Here is a 22,737-nt window from a genome sequence, read left to right as displayed (position 1 = left end):
TTTCTTATCATCTAGGGCTTCTTATACCCGAACGGTCACATCCATCAGTTCTCTTACGGTGCGCTCAATGCCGTCTGGGTCAAAGCCGCAGAGGCGGTGCAGTTCCATCTGGGAGCCGTGCTCCACAATCGTATCTGGGATGCCGAGGCGTTTTACTTGGGCTTGGTAGCCGTGGTCGGCCATGAACTCCAGTACGGCACTGCCGAAACCGCCTTGCAAACAGCCGTCTTCCACGGTTACTACTTTGTCGTACTTCCGGAAGATCTGGTGCAGCATTTTCTCATCCAGCGGCTTGGCGAAACGCATATCGTAATGGCCTGGACGCAGACCGTCCATTCTCAGGTTCTTGCAAACGTCTACCACGTAATTACCAATGTGCCCGATGGTAAGGATAGCCACTTCTTCGCCTTCCTGAATGACACGGCCTTTGCCTACTTCAATCAGTTCCAGCGGGGTGCGCCACTCGGGCATCACGCCTTCGCCGCGTGGGTACCTAATGGTGAAAGGTCCCATACCGTCCTGGCTTGCGGTGTACATAAGATTGCGCAATTCCTGCTCATTCATGGGCGAAGAAACTACCATGTTAGGGATGCAGCGCATGTAGGCAATGTCATAGGAACCGTGGTGGGTCTGGCCATCGGCCCCGGCGAAACCGGCGCGGTCCAGGCAGAATACCACATGTAGGTTCTGCAAACAAACGTCATGCACCACTTGGTCATACGCCCGCTGCATGAAGCTGGAGTAGATGTTACAGAACGGCACCAAGCCTTGCGTGGCCAAACCAGCAGAGAACGTCACCGCGTGCTGCTCGGCAATTCCTACGTCCAGCGCGCGGTCTGGCATGGCGGCCATCATGATGTTCATGGAAGAACCACTCGGCATAGCCGGGGTCACCCCCATGATCTTCTCATTCTTTTGGGCCATTTCCAGCAACGTATGCCCGAAGACATCCTGGTACTTGGGCGGTTGCGGCGTGGTGTGGTGTACTTTGTAGATCTCACCGGTGACTTTGTCAAACAACCCGGGCGCGTGCCATTTGGTTTGTTCTTTCTCGGCTAAGGCAAAGCCCTTCCCTTTTACCGTCACGCAGTGCAGGATTTTAGGGCCCGGAATCTTCTTCAGGTCTTTCAAAACCAGCGCCAGATGGTTCACATCATGTCCGTCAATCGGGCCGAAATAACGAAAGTTCAGGCTCTCAAACAGGTTGCTCTGCTTCAGGAGCGTGGCTTTGATACCGCTTTCCACTTTGGCCACGATCTGCTGGGCATTAGGCCCAAACTTGCTGATCTTGCCCAAAATGTTCCAGATCTCGTCACGCACTTTGTTGTAGGTGCGGGAGGTAGTGATATCGGTTAAGTATTCTTTGAGCGCACCCACGTTAGGGTCAATGCTCATGCAGTTGTCGTTGAGTACCACCAATAAATCGGCATCAGAGGCGCCGCCGTGGTTCAGGGCCTCAAACGCCATGCCCGCCGTCATGGAACCATCTCCGATCACAGCGATGTGGTGACGGTCAAATTCTTTTTTGTACTGCGAAGCCACCGCCATGCCCAACGCCGCTGAGATGGACGTGCTGGAATGACCCACGCCAAAGGCATCGTACTCGCTTTCTTTTCTTTTAGGGAAACCCGAGATACCGTTGAGTTTGCGGTTGGTATGGAAGTTGTCTCTCCGGCCGGTCAGGATTTTGTGGCCGTAGGCCTGGTGCCCCACGTCCCAGACCAGTTGGTCATATGGCGTGTTGAACACATAATGCAGGGCTACCGTCATCTCCACCACACCCAGACTCGCCCCGAAGTGCCCTCCGTAGATAGACACATTGTCAATGATGAATTGCCGTAATTCCTGGCATACCTGCAGCAACTGGTCTTCAGACAGTTGACGCAAATCTGCTGGCGAGTCAATTTTGGCCAACAGTTCTCCGGGTTCAATTATCATAGGGGTGTACTTGGGTGGATATAGATGCAACCGCGTAAGGCTCTGAAAGTTTATGCTTATACGTAGTCACACCAAGTCAAAGGGTAAAATTACGGAATTTTTCTTAGAGGACGTTTACTTAGGGAGGCCTCTACCCTTGCATTTTAGGTCTGATTTCAGAAAAAAGCCTGAAAAGCCGGTTTTCTCCACCTCCCTGACCTACAAACGCATTTTTGGGTTATTCATAGGAAAAAAACCAGTTATATGCCTATTGGGCCTGCAAAACCTCTGCCAATCTCATGTTTTGCGTCTAATTTCCAGAAAAGAGCTCAAAAACAGCTTCTTCTGGGCTAAACATTGGCGGATGGCATTACTTATACGTAATTTTGCAAGTAAACCATTTCCGTACCGCCGCACGTGAGTTTCGAAATAAAGCTGTCGCTCTTTGAAGGCCCGTTTGACCTGTTGCTGTTCTTCATTGAGCGCGATGAGTTAGACATCCATGATATTCCCATTTTCAAGATCACCAATGATTTTGTGGGCTATATCCGGCAGCTGGAAACCATGAACATGGAAGTGGCCAGCGAGTTCATTCTCACGGCCGCCACGCTCATGCGCATCAAGGCCAAGATGCTCTTGCCCCGTTTCGAGAAGGACGAGGAAGGCAACGAGATTGACCCCCGGCAGGAATTGGTACAGCACCTGTTGGAGTACAAGCGGTTCAAAGAAGTTCTGGGCGATTTGAGTTTACTCGAAGACGTGCGCCTGCAACAAGAGGAGCGCGGCAACACTGACGAAGAACTGAGCAAAATAGCGGCCAAGCACCAGCTGGAGTACGAGCTCAAGGACTTGAACCTGTACCATCTCATGCAGTCGTTCCACAAGGCCATGCAGCGCTACGAGGACGAGCAAAATCGGCCCAAACACACCGTGTACACGTATCCGTACACCATTGACCAGCAGCGCAACTACATCAAGAACAAAGTAAGTGCCCAAGGAATGGTGCAGTTTACTGACTTGGTGGAAGCATTTCCTGACAAAATTGGATTAATCTTTAACTTTCTGGCTATCTTAGATTTGCTTCAGCTTAATGAGATTGGCCTGGAAATTGGCGATGGGTTCAACAATTTCCGTATAGTCCCTTATTCTGAACACCAGCACCTGACCATCACTGACCATGGATCTGAATCGTAAGAAACTCCTCTCCTACTTCACCCCACAACGTATCTTAATTCCCGTGGTGATTGGGTTAGGGGTAATTGGGTACATGTTCTACCGCGACAGTGCCGAGATGGACTTCTCGCCCCTCTACAACGCCAAGCCTTTCTGGCTGGTGATGACGGTAGTAGTGCTGGTGGTGCGTGACCTGGGCTACATTTACCGCATCCGGTACGTCACGGAGAAATTCCTGAGTTGGAAGAAAAGCGTGGAAGTGATCATGCTTTGGGAGTTTGCGTCCTGCGTGATGCCCTCGGTGGTGGGTGGGTCCACGGTGGCTGCCTTCATCCTGAACAAGGAAGGCCTGAGTTTAGGTAAATCGTTGGCCTATGTGATGGTGACGGCCATGATGGACAACCTGTACTTCATTATTGCCGTGCCGCTGGTTTTTCTGATTACCGCCGGCAATATCTTCCCGGAAGTATCGGCTATGGAATTCTCGGTGACGCAAAGCCTGGAGATTGCCTTCGGGATCAGCTACCTGCTTATTGCTTTTTATGCCTTTTTGATGGCGTATGGCCTCCTGATCAACCCAATTGCGGTTAAGCGCATTTTTCTGAGAGCCACTTCTTACAAACTTACCCGCCGCTGGAGAGCCGGTGCCTATAAAAACGGGAATGAACTGGTTTGGGCCTCCCAGCAACTGAAAGGTAGCACCTTTGGCTATTGGGCCAATGCCGCATTGAGCACCGCCTTTGTCTGGACAGCCCGCTACTTTGTGATCAACTGCCTTATTGCCGCCTTCACTGATATCAGTTTCCATGACCACGTGCTCATTTTCTCGCGCAACATGGTCTACAAGATTGTGCTTCTGGTGGCCGTAACCCCAGGCGGTGCCGGTATCGCCGAGGTAGCATTCCCTACGTTCTTCGGGCAGTTCCTGGGCCGGTTCACGACGGTGATTATCCTGCTTTACCGCGTGGTAACGTATTACCTGTACCTGATTTTGGGTTCTTTCTTCCTGCCTCGTTGGGTACTGCGCGTATTTGGGGAACACCCCGAAGAAGAGGAGGAAGAACTGCGTTTGAAGCCTGTTTCTGAGAAAACAGATGTAAAACGGGGATACCAAAACTAGACCTCTGGTTAAATAAGATGAAAAACAAAGGGCGGTACTCTTGCAGAAGAGTACCGCCCTTTGTTTTTCACAACCTTCATGATCAGGATTTACTTCACTCTGTAGGGCATTGTGAATCTCGTGTTTACTGCCTTCCCATTTTGCATAGCCGGTTTCCAGAGAGGCATTTGTTTTGCCGCATGAAGCACCATCACATCAACGTCTGGGCGCAGAGACTTCACAATTTGAAAGTTGTCTAAGGAGCCGTCAGCTTTTACTGTAAATGCGAACTCAACGGTGCCGGTAACGCCTGCCTTTTTAGCTAATGAGGGCATTTCAAACTTGCTGTTCATGAACTTCATCAAAGCTGGCAGACCTCCGGGAAACTCGGGCATTGTTTCTCCAATCTGGCTTTTAGCCACTTCTTCCTTCCCGGCAGCCTTTTCGTAATTCTTAACGCCCGCCTCTACCCGCACCGGCAATTTGTTTTCCTTGGGCGGAATGGGGCAGGAATACCCTTCTCCGTAGGCGCAGTAGGGGTTATAAGCCTTGTTGAAATCCAGCCACACACTATCGGTTCCCATCGGGATGGAGAAATCCAGGTAGCGTCCTGTTTCATAGGTCTCCTGACCGGTGGTGGCATCAGTGAAAGGGATAAACAGGTAAGTCATGTACTTGGGCTGCTTCTTGAGTTCCTGGTTCTGGTACACACTCAATCTTAGTGGTTGGCCCTGCAGGTTGAAATGAAGCTCACCATATTTCACGTATTCCGGGGTGCGGGTACCCGTAGTAGGCATGATGAAAACTGTTTCCTGCGTGTTTCGGACAAACTTTGCCTTAATGCGGTAGGCCTCGTTTACGGGAAAATACTCCAGGCCTTTGAAAATGGCCTTTGCCTCGGCTTTCAGAGGCGAGTGCTCATCAAACTTGAACACGCTGTCTTCATGGGCGCGGTGCCTGGCTATTTCTTCTCTGTAATCAGGGATTGGAACTTGTTGCGCTACGCCAAGCAGGGGAAGGAAGAATAAAGCCAACAAAGAGGTGGCAAATGATTTGGGTAACATATGAATAACTTTCATTTTTACTGCAGCTAATCGGCTACCTGTTTCCAAAACTAATTACGTAAGGCACTGTGCAGGTATAAGGCACTGGTTCCCCGTTACTGGTGGCAGGTTTCCACTTGGGCATTAATTTAAGGACCCTTAGCGCTTCCGCATCAAGCCCCTTAGACAGTGGTTTCACCACTTTGAAATCAGATAATACCCCATCTACTCCCACTACAAATGTAACCACCACGGTTCCAGACACTCTGCTTCTTGCATCAACAGGGGATATTCTAAATTTAGTACCCATAAACCGCATCAAAGCCTCTTGGCCACCCGGAAACTCGGGTTCTTTTTCAACCTTCGCGATTGCCGCTAAGTTGAGAGAATCTAAGGGTAACAGATGCTCTTTCTTTAAGATGTACTGCAGGGCCCGTTCTTTACTCCCGAACACCGCCGGATCAAAACGCAGTTGCTCCATATCGTCCAGGGATATCAGGAAAGGCCAGAGTTCATCTTCCTGTTGCAGTTTGGTTTCCACCGCTCCACCGCTTTGCAGGTCATACAACTTCCTTTTCTTGACAACCCCGTTCTCATACTCTTTCACCAGCACTTTTTTCCCATCGGGCTTCAGAAACTGCCACTGCCCGGTTTTTACCCCATCTTTCCACTGCCCGTTCAGCAGCAAATCATAGAAGGTTAACCCCACCCTGATTCTGCTGGTGGTTTCCCAGGTACCCGTACCGTCTTTGATCATTTGCTGGCCCAGAAAGTTGAAGAACTCTAGCACTTTGTAGTCTTGGTTAGGCAGAAATTCCACTGTCTGCAGCGGCTTGCCGTCTGGGTAATAGAACTTCCATTTTCCAACTGGTTGGTTCTCTTTAAAAAAACCATCCCTGTCAAGCTTCTTGTTGAGATGCAACAACTGGTAAATCCCTTCTTTGCCAGCATCACCATAGGTGAATTGCTGAAAAGCTTGCCCGTTGGCATAATAATCGGTGACTTTCCCTTTGAACCTGAAGGAGAGGGTGTCTAAAGAGGCTACGCGTATGAAAGCGGCCTTATGCTTGGTTGTAACAATTTTGTTAAGGTCATAAAAGATGGTCACCGGCACCACCTGCGCACCGGCATTCTGGAGCCGAAAAACCAACAGACATAAAAAAAGGAGAATACGAAATCGCATAGCGGGAAAGCAGGATAGTTAACGGATAAGTGATTTGATCTAATTTTTAATATACTTTTTATAAAGGAGGCCCTAAACTACTGCCAAAAATTTGGCAAACATCTCTCCCCTTGTTCAGGTGGAAAAATGAAATGCAGTCAATCCGGTTTCAGGCCGATTATATGAAAATAGCTTGAAAAAGGGTTCTCTAATTTTTAGGATAAGATAGAGTGGTTTCTTCAGAAATGAAAAGGTGCTGAGGCAAAAAATGCGTTTCCCTAAACATTGCAGCATTTGTAGTGGTTACTAGATAGATTTCCGTGGAGGACCACTGCTTTCCTCAAGTCTAGTAGACAAAACGCAAATCTTTTCGTAAAAATGAAAGCCCATCGTCCTTTTTCGCTCCTAAGAAAAAGCGCCCGTTCAGAACCTCTGGTACTTGCAAACTCCAACATAAGAATGGAATCAATGGCAACAAATTCACCCCAACGCATTGGCATTTGGTATGGTATCCTCTCGGCCGTTGCGATGATCGTCTATTACCTTATAATTAATTTCCTTGGCTTACAAAACAGCGAAATTATTCGCTTTGCCAGCAATGCCTTCATCCTAATAGCTGTGATCATGGCTATCAACACCCTCAAACGAAACTATGATGCCCTGCATAGGCACCCTCCTTACCTTCCTGGGTTGGCCATTGGGTTCCTGGTGGGCCTGGTAGGCGCCGGCCTCTACGCGGGCTTTATTCTTTTCCACGCCATCTTTCTCAATCCGGGATATGCCGGGGTACTGCAGAATCAAGACTACTTTGGTTTCCGGTTGCCGCTTTTAATGGTGATGGGTTCGGTGGTGATTTTGGGTACCGCGGTTGGCGCCATGACCAGTTACATCCTCATGATGGCGTTTGACCATTCTGGGGGCCAGCCCGGTCAGGCAGAATATTAGCCTTAGAGGCTAGGATAGAAGTTAACCATACAAGTGGGTTTATCGCCTCTTTCACGGAAACAGAACCTAAAATAGGGTAACAAAAAAACGCCTGGCTTTGCAGCCAGGCGTTTTTAATATCCTTTTTCTAAAAGAGCTTAGAAACGCTCGTCAGCTGTGAAGAAGAAGTTACCTTCAATCTGGGCATTCTCATCAGAGTCAGAACCGTGCACGGCGTTGGCTTCTACAGACTTCGCATAGATCTTTCTAATGGTTCCTTCTTCAGCCTGGGCTGGGTTGGTGGCGCCAATCAAGGTACGGAAATCAAGAACAGCGTTGTCTTTCTCCAGAATCATGGCCACGATTGGTCCAGAGCTCATGTATTTCACCAGGTCGCCGTAGAAAGGACGCTCCTTGTGCACTTCGTAGAACTGACCGGCACGCTCCTCAGTAAGACGAGTCTTTTTCATGGCTACTACTCTAAAGCCAGCCTCTTCCATCATTTTAGTGATGCCGCCAATGTGGTTATCCTGTACGGCATCTGGTTTAATCATGGTGAACGTTACGTTTCCAGCCATTTTCTTCTTTCGTTATCGGTTTAAATAGAATTTGCCCGGCAAAATTAACAGACTTTGGGCCAAAACCCATTTTGTACGGCAAAAATACTGGGCCGTTGGCTAGTTGATTGATTTTATTTGGTTTGTACTTTAATTCTTTAGAATTTTGCAGCTTGTATCCGCTATTTTTTAAAGCGGACTGTGAGTATACAATGCAGCAAATCAACGCGCTAAAGGAGCTATTAGAGTCTCCTAAGAAGATCATGATCACCACGCACCATAAACCGGATGCGGATGCTTTGGGGTCTTCACTAGGATTGGCCGGCTACCTTAAGAAAAAAGGGCACCAGGTACAGGTAATCACCCCGTCAGACTACCCTTCATTCCTTAACTGGATGAGTGGCAACGAAGACGTTTTAGTGTACAGCCCTAAAACCGATGCCCAGGCCCAGACCATCATCAAAGAGGCTGAGGCCATCTTTTGCTTAGACTTCAGTGCCTTAAGTCGCATCAATGAACTGGGCACCTACATACAGCAGGCCACTGGTACCAAGGTCTTGATAGACCACCACCTCCAGCCCGAAAACTTCGCCGACATCATGTTCTCAGACACCAACGCCGCGGCTACTGCCGAGATCGTGTATGAGGTGATCAAGGAATTAGGCGATGAGGCTCTGGTAGACGTGGCCATTGGCGAGTGCCTCTACGCCGGCATCATGACCGACACGGGTTCTTTCCGGCACTCCAGCACCACCCGCAACGTGCACATGATCATTGCAGACCTGCTCCACAACGGCATTGACATCTGCAAGGTGCACCGCAACATTTACGACAGCTACTCTGAGTCTCGTTTGCGGTTCCTGGGGTATGTCTTGAAAGACAAGCTGATGGTAAAGCGGGAGTTCAACACGGCGTATATTGCGGTGACCGCCGAGGAACTGAAAGACTACAACTCGCAGACCGGTGACACCGAGGGGTTGGTGAACTTCGCCCTTTCCATTGAAGGCGTACGCTTTGCGGCCCTGTTCATTGAGCGCCAGGAGGCGGTGAAAATCTCTTTCCGCTCTGTAGGAGACATCTCGGTGAATGAGTTTGCCCGGGCCCACTTTAACGGCGGTGGCCACAAAAACGCTGCCGGCGGAATCTCCCACCTTTCCCTGAACGAAACCGTGGAAAAATTTGTGAATCTATTACCGCAGTATGCGGAACAACTGGTAAACTAAACCCTTAAAGAAGACGCTTAATTAACCTAAAACAAATGTCCAAAAAATCATTGTACCTGCTGCCTGCCATGGCAGTAGCCCTTTTCTCTTACTCTTGCAAAAACCTAGGCAAGGATGAGTTTGTGAAAGCCCCTTCTGGGTTGGAATATAAACTCTACTCTCAAAACAAAGAGGGTGAATATGAGATTAAAGAAGCTAAAACTGACTCTGCCGCCTATAAAGCCAAGCTTGACAAAGTAATGAGCTTTGAGATGGAGTACCGCAACGCCAAAGACTCTTTGCTGTTCAGCACCAAAGACAACGCCATGCCTATCCAGATCAAGATGGTGGCGTCTCCAAACAAAGGAAGCATTGAAGAAGCGTTCCTGATGTTGGACAAAGGCGATAGCGCCGTGTTCAGAATCAACGCCGATACTCTTTTCGCGAAAACCTTCAGAAGCCCACTTCCTCCGTTCATCGAGAAAGGCAGCTTCCTTACCTTCTTCGTGAAAGCCATCAACTTGCAGACCGAGCAGGAAGCCATGGCCGACTATCCTAAGATGATGGAGCGTCAGCAGAAAGAGATGGAAGCCCGCGCCGCCAAGCAAGCTCCTATTGATGACAAACTCATCCAAGATTACGTGAAGAAAAACAACCTGCAAGTGCAGAAAACCGCTTCTGGCGTGTACTACGTGATCACTCAGCCAGGCAGCGGTCCTAACGCTACTGACGGTAAAGTGGTAAGCGTGAAATACAAAGGCACGTTGTTGAACGGAAAAGAGTTTGACTCTTCAGACAAATCTAACGGTGGTAACCCAATTGAATTCCCGCTGGGTCAAAACCAGGTAATCAAAGGTTGGGAAGAAGGCATCAAGCAATTCAACAAAGGCAGCAAAGGCACTCTGTTGATTCCTTCTCCGCAAGGTTATGGCTCTATGGCACGTGGTGCTGAGTTACCAGCTAACTCTGTTCTGCGGTTTGATGTGGAACTGGTAGACATTAAAGATGCTCCAGCCGCTCCTGCTGGTGGCCCTGCAGGCCCAGGCGCTTCTGGATTATAATCCATACACGTATGCAACAGCTAGTGAAAAAAAGTGTTTTGTGGCAATGGTTACTGGCGGTCTGCCTGGTCTTCACGTTTTCCTGTGAAGCAGATTATGACCCGTATGACCCGTATGCCAATTTTGACCATGCAGCGCAGGCTAAATTGGAAGATGAGATCATTACGGCTTACCTTACCCAAAATAACATCACTGATTTCACCAAGACTCCTTCTGGCCTTTACTACATCAAAAAAGAAGCCGGAACCGGAGACAGACCCACCGCTGGAACACAAGTAGAAGTTAACTATGTAGGTAGGTTTGTGCAGGGAGGTCAGAAATTCGATTCTTCTTATGATCGGGCTCAAACGTTTAAGTTTGTCCTTGGCCAAAAGAAAGTGATTGCTGGCTGGGATGAAGGAGTAACCCTTATGCAAAAAGGGGAAAAAGCGATGTTACTGATTCCTTCCCGTTTGGCGTACGGCCTCACCGGATCAGGCAGCATTCCTCCTAATACACCTATCATGTTTGACGTGCACCTGATCAACTTTTAATTGTTGTGACTAGTAAAAAGAAAGGGCCTCCTGTACAGGAGGCCCTTTCTTTTTGCCTTATTTTGCCAAAACCGTCCTTAAACACCTGTGTTTCCTGTGGAACCTGCTTCTATTCACTTAACACTTCAGACAGAACAGACAGTGACTTTATCTCGCCCAATTGGTCTACATGCAACTGGAAATAGCGCACCAGCAGTTGCAGGAGCTCTCTTCTCACTTTTCCGTTAGGGAGTTTGGCTTTCTCAGCGTCTTCGATGACCTCCTTTAGATAAGGCTCCAGTTGCTGCAGTTGCATGAGGTTGTTTCCCAACCCCGATGAGCCACCTATCTCAAAAGCTACCTGGGTGATCACTTCCTCGGCAGTGGGAACCCCGAAGCCCAGGTAATTTGCCAACTGGATAAGGAAAGCCAGGTGGAAATTCTCAAAGCCGGATTCCATTTGGTCAAACAACAGAATGGCGTTGTGCAGGAACATAAATAAAGGCCGGTTCTCTTCTTCTTCCCGCACGGTTCTGGAAACCATCTCCGAAAGGAAGAGCAGGATGCTGCTTTTCCGGATGTCATAAGGCACTGACACAAAAGGATGGCTGCACTTGTACTCTGAGATGCGGGTAAGCCCGCCTTTGCTTGAGGGGTACACCACCATGTCCAGCAAGGTGAATGGCTGAAACAGAGCAATGCGGGACGCACTCCCCTTTTTCCGGACACTGTTCACGATATAACTCTGCAGGCCCAGTTCTTCGGTGTAAATGCGTACGATGATGGAAGATTCTTTGAACTTGATATGATTCAGGACAATGCCACGGGTTTTTACCAGCATAGAAGGAATGTTGTATCAGACTACTCATACGTAAGAGTACTCACCACGTCACTACACCGGCGTACTCTGACCGCAACTGCCGTTACGCTTTATTGGATGGCTATCTTGGTCATGCACGTCTGCGCCCCGTCAGCCGAGGAAGCTAAGACTAGGTACACACCTGGCTTGGCCTTACGTCCGTTGTAATCACGGCCGTGCCAGGCAAAAGTGCCTCCGGCCGCTTTCCCTTCAAAAATCAGAAAACCTGCCGTATCCGTAATCTTGACCCAACCGTTATCCGGAACCCCAGAGATACCAATGTTTCCAGTAAACCCGGGGCGCACAGGATTAGGAAACACTTGCAGGCAGTTCTTGCTAAGGGTTTCGGTGCGGGTAGCGCTCCCCCTGAAAACGGCCACGCCACCTTCGGTCCCGATGAGCACTTCGCCGGTGGAAGGGTCAACGGAGATGTCAATAATTTTATCTGAGGGTAAAGGGCTGTTCTTGGTGGTGAAGTTGTGGATCATCTCCTCACCGGTTTCATTGAAAAGCCAGAGCCCGGTATCCGTGCCAATCCATTTGCGATTTCCTCCGTCTACCGCTATGCTTCTGATCACCTGCCCTTGCAACAGAGGCCGTCGTTCATAGATGGGCAGATAAGCCCCGGCATAGGTGGAGGTAAAGATATCTGGAGTACTGCTGAGCACGGCCACCCCGTTGTTGGTGCCGGCCCAAACCTCTCCCTGCAAGTCTACTGCCAACGTGAAAACCTGTTTCCCGGGCAAGCCCCCCTGGCCATCTCCTCCAATATAGGCGTAGTCTCCCGTGAGGTCATCGTACACAATCAGGCCGGCGTCATTGCCATTGGTACTGATGGTAATCCATTTATAGCCACTTTCGTCTACTACCACCTTGTGCAGGCCACTGCCCAAGCCAAAACCTGGGAAAGGATGCGCTTTCCAGGTACCGTCAGGCTTTAACTCAAACAATCCAGGAGAATTGGCCAGCTGGTTTCTGTTGGTTACCCACACGCTGCCGGCGGCATCAATGGCAAGACCAGGCACCCTTATAAAATTGCGGTCGTTGGCGTCAATAGCGCTTAGTAGAGGACTATTGGTGTTGTTGTACAGCTTTACGTTATCTGGGCCATCCCACTCCAGCAACCCAGCCCCATAGCTGGCAATGTACAACTTCCCGTTTACCGGGTTTCGGCGCGCCATCACCAGATCACGGACGTGCGCCGGAAACTGACCACCGCTGGTATGATTGTAATTAAACCATTGCCCGTTCTGGAACTGGTAGAACCCCGCGCCCGATCCCCGTTGCAGGTATCCTTGGCTAAATCCTCCGCCTAACACGGTAAACAGGCCTTTTTCTGCATACACGCCAAATACATCCACAAACGCCGGACCGTTAGGTACTAAGGCAATGGCCCCGGCATTGGTAACCTGCACCAGTCCTTTCTCATAGCTGGCTACCCACAGCCCGCCACTTCTGGCCGGAATTGCCATGCGAAGATCCTGGAACAAAGGCTGGATAAGCCGAGAAGCCTGATTGGTTTGGGTCAGTTCCAGTACTTCCTGCGCACCTGTGATCTCCAGTCTCCTCCCGTTTGTCTCCATTGCCCTGAACTGGTTGTCTTGCGTGGAGAAAGGAGCTTTCGTCCAGGAAACACCATTAAACCGGTATACGCCCTCTCCATTAACCCCCACATACACGCCACCTTGGTAAGCGGAGATGGTTTTGACGGCGTCCGGGGTGATTCCTGCGGGAAGTCCTTCTGGAGCATTGAACCGGCGCCAGCTTTTAAAATCAAGGAGATTGGGGTTGTTCAGGTTTGCGGCCATGACTCCGCCAGAAGAGGTAATATACAGGCTGTCGTTCAGCACCGTAGAGGCATACACCTGCACAGCTTCTCCTTGCGCTCCCAGGTTGCTATATGTGTCTTTGATCTCTAGTTTCACCAAGTCTACCACCACCAATCCGAAGGAGGTTGACACATAGGCTTTCTTGTTGTGGGTGTACAGATGGTAGATGCTCTTTGCCCCGGTCATGGGCTTCCGTAATAGCTCGGTCAGGTTGTGCACCTTCCCGTTCATCAGCAGGTCCAGGTTGGTGTTTTCGTAAGCCACCACCAAGGTAGCGGTAACGGAATCGTAGGCGAGCGAGGCTAAGTTTACATCACTGAACCCATCGGTGCGGGAGAGTTTCTGAAGGGTATTGTCTTCTTTGATGTACCGGAAGAAGCCGTCTTCGGTGGCGCAATAAACGGAGGACGGAGTTTCGGCAACGGCTTTGGCCCGATGGTTAGGCACATGCACCTGCCATCCGCCCAAGGGCAATTGGCTTGTTTGAGCTGTGGCAGTTAAACCCCACAACAGCCCCCCAACCACCATCACCCACCTAAATACATTGAAAGGCCTCATATCTAAAGGTACACAGATTCACTTTGTTTCAGGGCTGTTTTCCCTAATCAGGATAATAACGCAAGCCGCAGGATTTCATTTCAATTGTCCATGCCACCTTATCGCAGCACCATCATGGAGCAGATACCGACTAGCATGATCGCTTTGCATAACCAGCTTAACTGGGTGTATTCTTTCTTACGGTCGGCGAAGATGATCTGCCTTACCAGTACCAACGTGGGCAATATTACCCCAATAAAAAGGTACGCCAGAAAAACCGGCTCATGCAGGCGCTGCAACATTATGAAGCCCGTATAAACCAGGAACAAACCCACCAGCAAGTACAGGATCCATTTGGTTTGGGGAAGCCCCAACACAATGGGCAAGGTACGACACCTGAAGGAGGCATCTCCCTGCACGTCTTCCATATCTTTGATGATTTCGCGCACTAAAGAGATAAGAAAGGCAAACACCCCATAGGCCCAGGCCGCCAAAGACGGCTGCCCGGCTTGCAGCGGCACCACCAACACCATCACCGCCGATAATAGCGCAATGGTCAGATTACCCACGAACGGACGCTTCTTAAACTGAGCCGAATACCCCCACAACAGCAGCGCCACCCCTAGCAAAACCAACCCAATCCGCCAGCCCAGCAACATACCCAACAACACCCCAGACGCCGATAAGTACAGGTGAATCATCATGGCTTTGCGCCGAGTCAGGAACCTGCCTACCACTACCCGTTCGGGCTTGTTGATGCGGTCAATTTTGACGTCATAGTAATCATTGATGATGTACCCGGCGGCCGCTATACAAAGGGTGGAGATTACCAGAATGGCAAAAGGCCAGGACAGCGCCTCCAGAAAGGAGCGCTCCGGAAAAACCAGAAACTTCCTGACCATCAACTGCGCCAGCAGCATAATAATCAGATTAGGAAACCGGATAAGGGCCAGGAACTGTTTCACAGGTGTTGAAAGGAAAAACGGAAGTTACGGTATAAAATCCACCTATGAAAAAAGCCCCTGTTACAGGGGCTTTTTTTGATGAGAATGCAAAATGAGTATGATGCGTAGAAGTGTTAGATCTTCTTCACGTTAACCGCGTTGATGCCTTTTTTACCTTCTTTGGTGTCGAACTCTACTTTGTCGTGCTGTTGGATCTGGATACCATTGAGGCCTGTAATGTGTACAAAGAAATCCTCATTGGTGGCTTCTTCTGTGATAAAGCCGTAGCCTTTGGATTCGTTGAAGAATTTAACAGTTCCTGTTTTCATAAAAATTTAAAAATTGAAATAATGAATGATTCTGTAAATATATGATTATTATACAAAAACCAAACTTTATTTATAAAAAATTGAAAAGCAGGAAAAACAGGCTTCTTTGGCTTACCAACGCTTCTGCAATTTCATGACCATTTCAATGAGCTCGCGCACGGCTCCTTTCCCTCCCTCGGCGGTGGCCACGTACTGTGAGATATCACAGATGTCAATTGCGGCATCGGCGGGGCAGGCCGAAATACCGCAGTGCTGCATCACTTCCAAATCAGGCATGTCATCACCCATGAACACCACGGTTTCCGGGTCAATGCCATAATAGTAGACATAGTTCTGGAAGGTGTCCAACTTGTTTTCTGAACCCAGGTAAATGTCTTTCACATCCAGCGACTCCAGGCGTTTGCGTACCCCGGGCTCGTTGCGCCCCGAGATAATGGCCACGCGGTATCCTTTCTTCAGGGCATGGCGGATGGCATATCCATCTTTGATGTTGAAGGCCCGCGCCTGCTCTCCGGTAGAGAAGCACAGCAGGGTGCCGTCTGTCAAAACGCCATCCACGTCAAAGATGAACGTAGTGATATTCTTGAAATCAGGAAGAGCTTGCATGCTTAGGACATCAGGAGGAAGAACACAGAAGAACGCTTTTGACCTGTTTTATTTAAAACAGGTCAAAAGCGTTTGAAAGATTATTGGTTATCGCGCCACTCGTACACCCATTTGGCTTGGATCTGCTCCAGGTGGCCTTCGGTGGCCTGCTCACGGGTGCCTTCAAAATTTGGCAGGCTTAACACCCACTCTAACAGATCCGTGAACCGGATGCGGTAGATCTTGTTTTCGGAAAAGTCATCGCCAAATTTCTCATACAGCGCCATGGCTATGTCTTCATGGTCGCTCCACTTCATAGGTGGCTCGTATAGATTGCTCATATCGTTAAATGCTAGTTTTTAGTACTTGCTGTTAGTTGTTGTGTTTGTGATCTGGCAGCGGAGCAGCAGTTGGGACATGGCCCAATCACCAGTTACGGCTCTCTCTACTTCTGAAAACGAATAACTAACAACATTAAAAATTAATGCCCCAGGAAATCTTGCTTAGGAATGGTAATAACCAAATCCTGACCACCTTGGACCACGCACTGGCACGCCAAGCGGGAGTTAATGCGCGGGTTTACGGCCCGGTCAATGTAATCTTCTTCTTTGTCTGTGATCTCAGGCAGGTCATCCATGCCGGTTTCTACATACACATGGCAAGTACTGCAACCGCAAACGCCGCCGCAATTGTGCTGTAGCTGAATTCCATTATTCAAGGCAACGTCCAGAACAGACTCTCCTTCGGCACCCAGGTGGGTTTCGTCAGGCTTTCCATCCTCGAACTTATATGTGATATTAACGACTTTCATTCCTATGGATTATTAAAGGTGCAAAGGTAGGCATACAACGGCCCTTATCAAAACCCAGTCCGGTTAACCCGGTTCCTTCTAAGACACCAATCGTTTTACGCCTGTTTCTCAGAAAAGGGCTGCTTTTGGGCAATGGTTTGAATGCTTTCTGTAAGCACCTGGTAAAGCTTCTGGTACTGCGGCTGGTTTTGCAGCAATTGTAGATGCGCTTGCAGGGTTGAAGAATCTCTGCGGACGGCGGGGCCCGTCTGCACGGTAAATGGCGGGAATTGAAACGCTTTCTGAACGGTTTCCTGCACTAGAGGCTTCAGTAAATGAATAGGCAGGTCCGCTTTCTGGAGCAGTTCCTGGGCTATCCCCCATAAATGGTTGGTAAAATTACAGGCAAACACCGCTGCCAGATGTAGTTTGCGCCTTGTCTCCCCGTCCATTAAAATCACCTGCTCACTTAATGTTTGCCCCAGCTTTTGCAGCACCTGTTCAGCGCCCAGAGACGAGGCTTCTACGCAGATGGGTATTGTGCGCCAGGTTACCTCTTTTTCTTTACTGAAAGTTTGCAAAGGGTAAAATACCCCGGTCTCCACACCAGACAAGGAGGCCAGAGACGCTAAAGGTTGAGTCCCCGAAGTATGGGCAACAACAGACCCATCCGGAAAAACAATATTTGGCACCAAGGAGGAAAGCGCTTGGTCAGGAACCGCGATCAGGTATACCTCACAAACAGGCAACTGCCTGAAATCTGTAGCATCGGTTACGGTGACACCCGGTGCGTATGGGGCAAGGATCTGCGCCGAGGCAATGGTTCTGCTGTAAATAACCGATACATTTACGCCTGCTTTTGTAAAACCCTTCACTAAATGGGTGGCCACGTTGCCGGCGCCAATGATTCCTACCTTCATTTTCTATTGTGCTTAGGTGCGGTCTAAGTTACCGGCTTTCTATCAAAATGCTTCGGCTTTTAAACAAGGAGTAGCTTGGCACTCTCTTTTTAGCTTCTTTTCTTGAAAACAGCCCTAAAGCAAAGGCACAAAAAAACCGCTTGCCTTTTTGTTAGACAAGCGGTTTTCTAAGTTTATAAACGACTATGCCAGCTGTTTCTCGCGTTTTACGCTCACCTTGCCAGCAGGGCCTTTAGGAGCCGAGGCGTTACCGCCTTTCCCGTCTTTGTAGTGACGTACAATAGCCATCACAAATCCGAGGCTCATCACCAAGGTACCAATCCAAAGAATGCTGATAAAAGGTTTCTCCATGGCTTTCAGGATGATGTAATCCTTCTGCGTGGTATTGATCCCGATAGTGAACTCGCCTTTATCTGGATCAATGTTCATAAGCATAATCCGGAGGCCCAAGTCTTCAATCTCTTCCGGCACGCGGCCTACCATCCGGTCTCTAATGGCGTAGATTGGGTGCGCGTGGTACGTTTGACGCTCGCCCAGCACTTGCATATCGGCTTGTACGGCTACGTCGCCTGGTTTCAGGTTCAGGAGCAAGGTGTCTTTGGCGGGTTCAATCCCGTGTAGCACTGCCACGTAGTCGTTGAGGTACAGGGTATCGCCAATCTTCACTTGGTATTCTTTCAACTCGCCCCACTCCTTCTCCTCGTTCGGGTCAGGGATGGTGGAAACGTGCGTGTAAAGGTCTTTGGTACCAAACATCTTGATATCCGGAGAGGCCAGCAAGCCCATCTGCGGATTCACTTGTGCTCGTGGGTACAAGGTAAATTCTTCGCCAGACTCGCGGTTCTTGAAGCTCACCTCATAATAGGTGTTCTCCGGAGAGATCTCTACTGTATCACCGGCGTTGTAGATCACCTTGTCACCGTCTTTTAATGGTCCGCGGGCAATGGCTTTATACTCATCCTCAATACGGAACAGACGCTGTTTGTTCACATAATCTGGCAAACCTCTCACCTCTAAGTACTGGCCTCTGTACGTCACCTTATAAGGCCCCATATCGGTACCAGCATTGCGCCACAACAGCACGTTATCACGGTTAATGTCATCTCCAAACTCGCGGGCGTACACCATACCAGACATGTTCTTGGAGATGATGTTAGAATACCCAGAGGAGAACAGCACCCCAATCAGCATCAAGGCCACACCAATGTGAGCCACGGCACCACCGGCAATGGAAACGTTCTTCCGAAGCACACCTAACAGAATAGCCATGTTACTGAACACCGCATACAAAGACGTCAGCAGCAACAGGATGTACACTGGGTTGTCTATGCGGTCAATGTAGCCCATTTTGCTTACCAACAGAATAAGGGCGGTAAACAGAGCGGTAAAGATGAGTGGCAACATGAACACTTCTGACAGCTTGGTGCCGTCTTTTTGTTTCCGCCACCACAACAACTGACCAGTCCCGGAAAGCATGGCAATGGAAATGCCCATCCACATTTGGAACTTGGTATAGTGGGCAATCTGATCGGCTGGAAGGGCCACATTGGTTTTCACGCCAATGAAGCCCATAAACGCATTGTACACCGGAATAGACGTGGTCACTAGCACCTGGAAAGCACCTAAGCACAACACAGCTGCACCAATGAACACCCAGAACTCACCAGAGTATGTGGCAATCTCTTTGGCCGTAGCCGGAATGTTTTTCCAGCGGTACACCAGCAAACCAATGGCCAACACCACAAAGGCCGCCAGATAGGTAAACAACTGCCCTGATAAACCTAAGTCAGTAAAGGAGTGTACAGATGCATTCCCTAAGATACCGCTACGCGTTAAGAAAGTCGCATAGAGCACTAAAAGGAACGAAGTAATAAACAGGATGAACGTGGCACGCAGGGCAGTTCTGCTTTTGCGATACGCCAACAAGGTATGAATGGCTCCTACCAAGACTAACCACGGAATGTACACGGCATTTTCAACAGGGTCCCAGTTCCAATAACCGCCAAAGTTCAGGGTTTCATAGGCCCAGTAAGCCCCCATCATAATACCTACGCCTAACACTACGGCAGCGAACAAGCCCCAAGGCAAGGCTGGCTTCGTCCAGGAAGAGAATTCGCTTTTCCAGAGACCGGCAATCGCGAAGGCAAACGGCACCAGAGTAGCAGCAAAGCCCAAGAATAAGACCGGCGGGTGAATTACCATCCAGTAGTTCTGCAACAGCGGGTTCAGACCGGTACCATCTTTCGGCACGAAGTTCGGGTCCATCTGGAACACCGGTGCATCGGTCATGAAGTCACGCATCAGGATGAAAGGCGAAGAACCAATTTTCAAGTCACCGATCACCACGCCTAAGATCATAGACGTCAGGAACAGCTGCACAAAGGAGAAAACCGCCATCACCGGGCTTTCCCACTTTTTACCGGCAAATTTGATCAGCACAAGACCTAATAGCGCATGCCAGAAAATCCAAAGCAGGAAAGAACCTTCTTGGCCTTCCCAGAAGCAGGAAATCATGTAATGCACCGGCAGGTGATTGGACGAGTGACTCCACGCATAGTGGTACTCATAGCGATGCGCGTAAATAATATTGAAAAGACAGAAGATGATCCCGAAAACGGCAGCTACGTGCACGAAGAAAGCACCTCTTGCCAGTTTCTTCCAGTCCTTCTGCTCAGGGGTAAGCTCTTTAGCGTTGGAGGCAAACGCAAATGCAATGGCCGAAACCAGCGCCGTTACAAAAGCGAGGATGACACTGTAATGACCTAAATCACCAATTAAAGTATTAACCATTTCAAATAGTTATGAGTCTTAAGTGCTGAGTCTTGAGTCAAATACCCAAAGCCCACTACTAAAACTCTTATACATAATAATAACTAAGCGAGAATTGGTTTAGCCTTGAATCATTCAACTCAAGACTCAGAACACAAGACTCAGAACTAATTATAAGCTTGCCGTTTCTACCTTTACCTCGTTCTCGGTGTATTTAGAAGGGCATTTGAGCAAAATCTTATCGGCCACAAAGACATTCTCTTTCATGTTACCGGTAATCACCACCTGCTCAGAGCGGTCAAAATCCTGTGGTTTGGGGCTGTAGTATACCACTTGCTGCTCTACGCGGTTAGTATCAACCAGCACGAAGGAGAAGTAGTTAGGGTCCAGCGTGGGGTCATACTTCATGCCTACAATGTGGCCTTTGGCATCTTTCTTCAGGCGGCCCACCACGTGTACTTTGGTATCATCTCCTTCTTTGGCGCGAGCTTGCGCTTCAGAAAACGGCACGTAAACACTGGCGTCTGAGGCCGTTGACATGATGATCATGATGGCCACCGCAATCACTAAAATCCCGATGATGTGTATTCTTTTCATAGGTTATTCAGACTTAGGCGAGCTTGCCCGCCTTTGTAACACCACTTATTTCAAATTAAATCCGCTTGCGGCGCTTTTCTGCAAGGCTAATTCACTTCTCTTTTCTAGCCTATTTCTTCTAAAACAGGCCAGAAACAGGTTTTATTGCCGAAGCTCGCGCTCTAACTTACCAATCTTTCTATCCAGGCTGATGAGGTAAAACAAGACGCCCAGCAACAAGCTCACCAACACCGCCACCACAATATAGATCTTGCCGTCACGGCGCATGACATCGGCCATCTCCGGACTTGAAGCAGCTTTGTCAGCTGAGGTGTATTCAATGGTAGAGCCTTCCTCCGTAGCGTTTTGAGCCGAAGCCGGAACCGAGAAGCCAGCCGCCCACGTCAGGAGCAGCACCAGGAGCCATTTATGCATTTTCATAGAATCGTTGCTTTAAAACTTCTAAACGAGTGCGAAGGTGCACCACCCAAATTCCTAAGAGCGTCCAACCAATGACGGCCGGGTAAAAAACGGCGCGCAGACGGCTGTCTAAATCATAGGAGTTGAAACCAGGATTTCCGCCGTTGCCTGGGTGCAGAGAATCTGTGAGGCGCGGCAGGATAAACAAAAGCGGGATAAGCGCCGCAAACGCGAAGATGTTGTACACGGCACTAATGCGCGCGCGCTGCTGATGGTCCTGGAACGAACCCCGCAGAATAAGATAAGCGAAATAGATCAGGAGCCCGATGGCCGAAGCGTTCTGTTTCGGGTCATTACTCCAGAATTCGCCCCACGTGAAACGTGCCCACTCCATGCCGGTCACAATGCCCAGCACGCCAAACAGAATTCCCACCTTCGCTGATTCATAGGCGATGATATCATTTCTGGTAAGCGGGTTTCTGAGGTATTTTATGGAATACACCACGGAAACGAGCAAGATCAGGATCATCCCGAACCACATGGGCACGTGGAAGTACAGGTTCCGGATGGTTTCATTCAGAATAGCCAGACGGGGCACCTCGCTCAGCATGCCTCCTACCACTGTGTACAGCAGCAGGGCAATCGTCAGCCATTTCCACCAAGTAAGCTTCATTCGTTTTTAACTTAGTTTTCTATTTCAACGCCTTAACTGCGCCACAAGTACGGGAACAGAATATAAGACACTGTCACCACAATCATATTAATCGCCAGCAGGGTCAGCGCCTCGTCCAAACTCACCGAAGGGTCCAGTCCGTCAATGGCGTTCTTGGACATCTTCATGAGCATGAGCAGCATGGGCACCATCACCGGAAAGCTCAGCACCGCCATCAACGTTCCCGTGTTCGCCGCTTTGGCCGCAATGCCCGAGATCATGGTCAGCGACGAGGCAAACCCAATCGCTCCTAAGACAATCGTCACCAGGAACATCCCCACGTCCTGCACCGGATTCCCAATCACAATAGAATAGAACCCGAAACACAGCAGCGACAGCACCAACATGAGTGCCGCGTTGTAAATCATCTTGGCCAGAATCACGCCCTGCGGACTCACCACACTATAATAATAGAGTAACCGGCCACGGCTTTCCTGGGCAAATCCCTTCGCGATAGCATTCACCGCCGTGAAGAGCAGAATGATCCAATACAGCGCGTTCCAGACCGGCACTTCCAGTCCACCGAAGCGCAAGCTGAAACTGAGATAGCAGATGAACACCGTGCTGCCCACGTACAGGAGCATGCCGTTAAACGCATACTTCTGCCGCCATTCCAGCACAAAATCCTTTTGCATCAGGCAGATAACCTCTTTCAGCAGCACTTCTTCCTTGTTTTCCGCAAAGGTACAACACAAATGAATGCTGATGGATGATTTCCGTCATTATTCCCGAAGGGGGTGGTTTGTTTTGGGGTTACTTTGGGGAAAGTCGGGAGAAAGGAAGGATTATTTGGGGAAAGTGTAGGAGGAGGTGGTAA

The 22,737-nt window shown here is 49.4% G+C and carries 23 protein-coding genes; 6 read left to right on the top strand and 17 right to left on the bottom strand.

Going from position 1 to position 22,737, the window contains the following annotated elements; translation table 11 throughout:
• Positions 1–21: 21 nt before the first annotated feature.
• Positions 22–1,938, bottom strand: a complete 1,917-nt coding sequence (gene dxs, locus ACW9SV_RS14565) for a 1-deoxy-D-xylulose-5-phosphate synthase (protein WP_479557504.1) — start codon at positions 1,936–1,938, stop codon at positions 22–24.
• A gap of 396 nt (positions 1,939–2,334) precedes the next feature.
• Here dxs and ACW9SV_RS14560 point away from each other — a divergent pair, with 396 nt between their 5' ends.
• Both ACW9SV_RS14560 and ACW9SV_RS14555 read left to right on the top strand, forming a co-directional pair.
• Positions 2,335–3,111: a segregation and condensation protein A gene (locus ACW9SV_RS14560; protein ID WP_479557503.1), complete on the top strand. Its 777-nt coding sequence runs from the start codon at positions 2,335–2,337 to the stop codon at positions 3,109–3,111.
• Positions 3,095–4,210 carry a lysylphosphatidylglycerol synthase transmembrane domain-containing protein gene (locus ACW9SV_RS14555; protein WP_479557502.1) on the top strand — a complete coding sequence of 372 codons (1,116 nt, stop codon included), beginning with the start codon at positions 3,095–3,097 and terminating at the stop codon, positions 4,208–4,210. The genes ACW9SV_RS14560 and ACW9SV_RS14555 overlap by 17 nt, the downstream gene beginning before the upstream one ends.
• A gap of 89 nt (positions 4,211–4,299) precedes the next feature.
• Here ACW9SV_RS14555 and ACW9SV_RS14550 read toward each other — a convergent pair whose 3' ends face one another.
• Positions 4,300–5,253, bottom strand: coding sequence for a TonB family protein (locus tag ACW9SV_RS14550; protein ID WP_479557501.1), 954 nt, complete (start codon positions 5,251–5,253; stop codon positions 4,300–4,302).
• Between the two features lie 34 nt (positions 5,254–5,287).
• Complete coding sequence (locus ACW9SV_RS14545) at positions 5,288–6,415, bottom strand: toxin-antitoxin system YwqK family antitoxin (protein ID WP_479557500.1); 1,128 nt, start codon at positions 6,413–6,415, stop codon at positions 5,288–5,290.
• 447 nt (positions 6,416–6,862) lie between these two features.
• Between ACW9SV_RS14545 and ACW9SV_RS14540 the strand changes: the two genes are divergently transcribed.
• Positions 6,863–7,339 (top strand): hypothetical protein, encoded by a 477-nt coding sequence (locus ACW9SV_RS14540; protein WP_479557499.1) that lies wholly within the window; start codon positions 6,863–6,865, stop codon positions 7,337–7,339.
• Positions 7,340–7,476: 137 nt separating this feature from the next.
• Here the strand turns inward: ACW9SV_RS14540 and ACW9SV_RS14535 are convergent, their stop codons facing one another.
• A complete protein-coding gene (locus ACW9SV_RS14535; protein ID WP_479557498.1) occupies positions 7,477–7,896 on the bottom strand; it encodes a nucleoside-diphosphate kinase in 420 nt (139 codons plus the stop codon).
• Positions 7,897–8,087: 191 nt separating this feature from the next.
• On the opposite strand from ACW9SV_RS14535, the gene ACW9SV_RS14530 reads away from it, so the two are divergent.
• From ACW9SV_RS14530 to ACW9SV_RS14520, 3 genes are read left to right on the top strand one after another with little or no spacing between them, the layout of a single operon-like run.
• Entirely contained in the window at positions 8,088–9,098 is a 1,011-nt protein-coding gene (locus tag ACW9SV_RS14530) for a DHH family phosphoesterase (RefSeq protein ID WP_479557497.1), read from the top strand.
• 35 nt (positions 9,099–9,133) lie between these two features.
• A complete protein-coding gene (locus ACW9SV_RS14525; protein ID WP_479557496.1) occupies positions 9,134–10,138 on the top strand; it encodes an FKBP-type peptidyl-prolyl cis-trans isomerase in 1,005 nt (334 codons plus the stop codon).
• 11 nt (positions 10,139–10,149) lie between these two features.
• Entirely contained in the window at positions 10,150–10,671 is a 522-nt protein-coding gene (locus ACW9SV_RS14520) for an FKBP-type peptidyl-prolyl cis-trans isomerase (RefSeq protein ID WP_479557495.1), read from the top strand.
• 109 nt (positions 10,672–10,780) lie between these two features.
• On the opposite strand, the gene recO is transcribed toward ACW9SV_RS14520, so the two are convergent.
• The 13 genes from recO to ACW9SV_RS14455 all read right to left on the bottom strand — a co-directional run bounded on the left by recO (position 10,781) and on the right by ACW9SV_RS14455 (position 22,555).
• Positions 10,781–11,491 carry a DNA repair protein RecO gene (gene recO, locus ACW9SV_RS14515; protein ID WP_479557494.1) on the bottom strand — a complete coding sequence of 237 codons (711 nt, stop codon included), beginning with the start codon at positions 11,489–11,491 and terminating at the stop codon, positions 10,781–10,783.
• Between the two features lie 89 nt (positions 11,492–11,580).
• On the bottom strand, positions 11,581–13,896 hold the full coding sequence (gene porZ, locus ACW9SV_RS14510; RefSeq protein ID WP_479557493.1) for a type IX secretion system anionic LPS delivery protein PorZ: 2,316 nt from the start codon (positions 13,894–13,896) through the stop codon (positions 11,581–11,583).
• A gap of 98 nt (positions 13,897–13,994) precedes the next feature.
• A complete protein-coding gene (locus tag ACW9SV_RS14505) occupies positions 13,995–14,840 on the bottom strand; it encodes a geranylgeranylglycerol-phosphate geranylgeranyltransferase (protein WP_479557492.1) in 846 nt (281 codons plus the stop codon).
• Between the two features lie 113 nt (positions 14,841–14,953).
• Positions 14,954–15,148, bottom strand: coding sequence for a cold-shock protein (locus ACW9SV_RS14500; protein WP_062543874.1), 195 nt, complete (start codon positions 15,146–15,148; stop codon positions 14,954–14,956).
• 111 nt (positions 15,149–15,259) lie between these two features.
• On the bottom strand, positions 15,260–15,754 hold the full coding sequence (locus tag ACW9SV_RS14495; protein ID WP_062543873.1) for a KdsC family phosphatase: 495 nt from the start codon (positions 15,752–15,754) through the stop codon (positions 15,260–15,262).
• Between the two features lie 80 nt (positions 15,755–15,834).
• On the bottom strand, positions 15,835–16,074 hold the full coding sequence (gene iscX / locus ACW9SV_RS14490; RefSeq protein WP_479557491.1) for a Fe-S cluster assembly protein IscX: 240 nt from the start codon (positions 16,072–16,074) through the stop codon (positions 15,835–15,837).
• Positions 16,075–16,214: 140 nt separating this feature from the next.
• A complete protein-coding gene (locus tag ACW9SV_RS14485; RefSeq protein WP_210466666.1) occupies positions 16,215–16,544 on the bottom strand; it encodes a 2Fe-2S iron-sulfur cluster-binding protein in 330 nt (109 codons plus the stop codon).
• A gap of 95 nt (positions 16,545–16,639) precedes the next feature.
• Positions 16,640–17,443, bottom strand: a complete 804-nt coding sequence (locus tag ACW9SV_RS14480; protein WP_479557490.1) for a Rossmann-like and DUF2520 domain-containing protein — start codon at positions 17,441–17,443, stop codon at positions 16,640–16,642.
• 183 nt (positions 17,444–17,626) lie between these two features.
• Positions 17,627–20,233 carry a cytochrome c biogenesis protein CcsA gene (ccsA, locus tag ACW9SV_RS14475; protein WP_479557489.1) on the bottom strand — a complete coding sequence of 869 codons (2,607 nt, stop codon included), beginning with the start codon at positions 20,231–20,233 and terminating at the stop codon, positions 17,627–17,629.
• 150 nt (positions 20,234–20,383) lie between these two features.
• Entirely contained in the window at positions 20,384–20,809 is a 426-nt protein-coding gene (locus ACW9SV_RS14470; protein WP_123127836.1) for a cytochrome c maturation protein CcmE domain-containing protein, read from the bottom strand.
• A 141-nt stretch (positions 20,810–20,950) separates the two neighbouring features.
• Positions 20,951–21,229, bottom strand: coding sequence for a CcmD family protein (locus ACW9SV_RS14465; RefSeq protein WP_479557488.1), 279 nt, complete (start codon positions 21,227–21,229; stop codon positions 20,951–20,953).
• On the bottom strand, positions 21,216–21,881 hold the full coding sequence (gene ccsA, locus ACW9SV_RS14460) for a cytochrome c biogenesis protein CcsA (protein WP_479557487.1): 666 nt from the start codon (positions 21,879–21,881) through the stop codon (positions 21,216–21,218). The genes ACW9SV_RS14465 and ccsA (ACW9SV_RS14460) overlap by 14 nt, the downstream gene beginning before the upstream one ends.
• Positions 21,882–21,913: 32 nt before the next feature.
• The gene (locus tag ACW9SV_RS14455) at positions 21,914–22,555 is read right to left on the bottom strand and encodes a heme exporter protein CcmB (RefSeq protein ID WP_479557486.1); all 642 of its coding nucleotides are present in this window, start codon (positions 22,553–22,555) and stop codon (positions 21,914–21,916) included.
• Positions 22,556–22,737: the final 182 nt, after the last annotated feature.

Source organism: Rufibacter sp. JT20002 (genome assembly GCF_056491185.1).
This window is presented reverse-complemented; position numbering and strand designations above follow the sequence as displayed.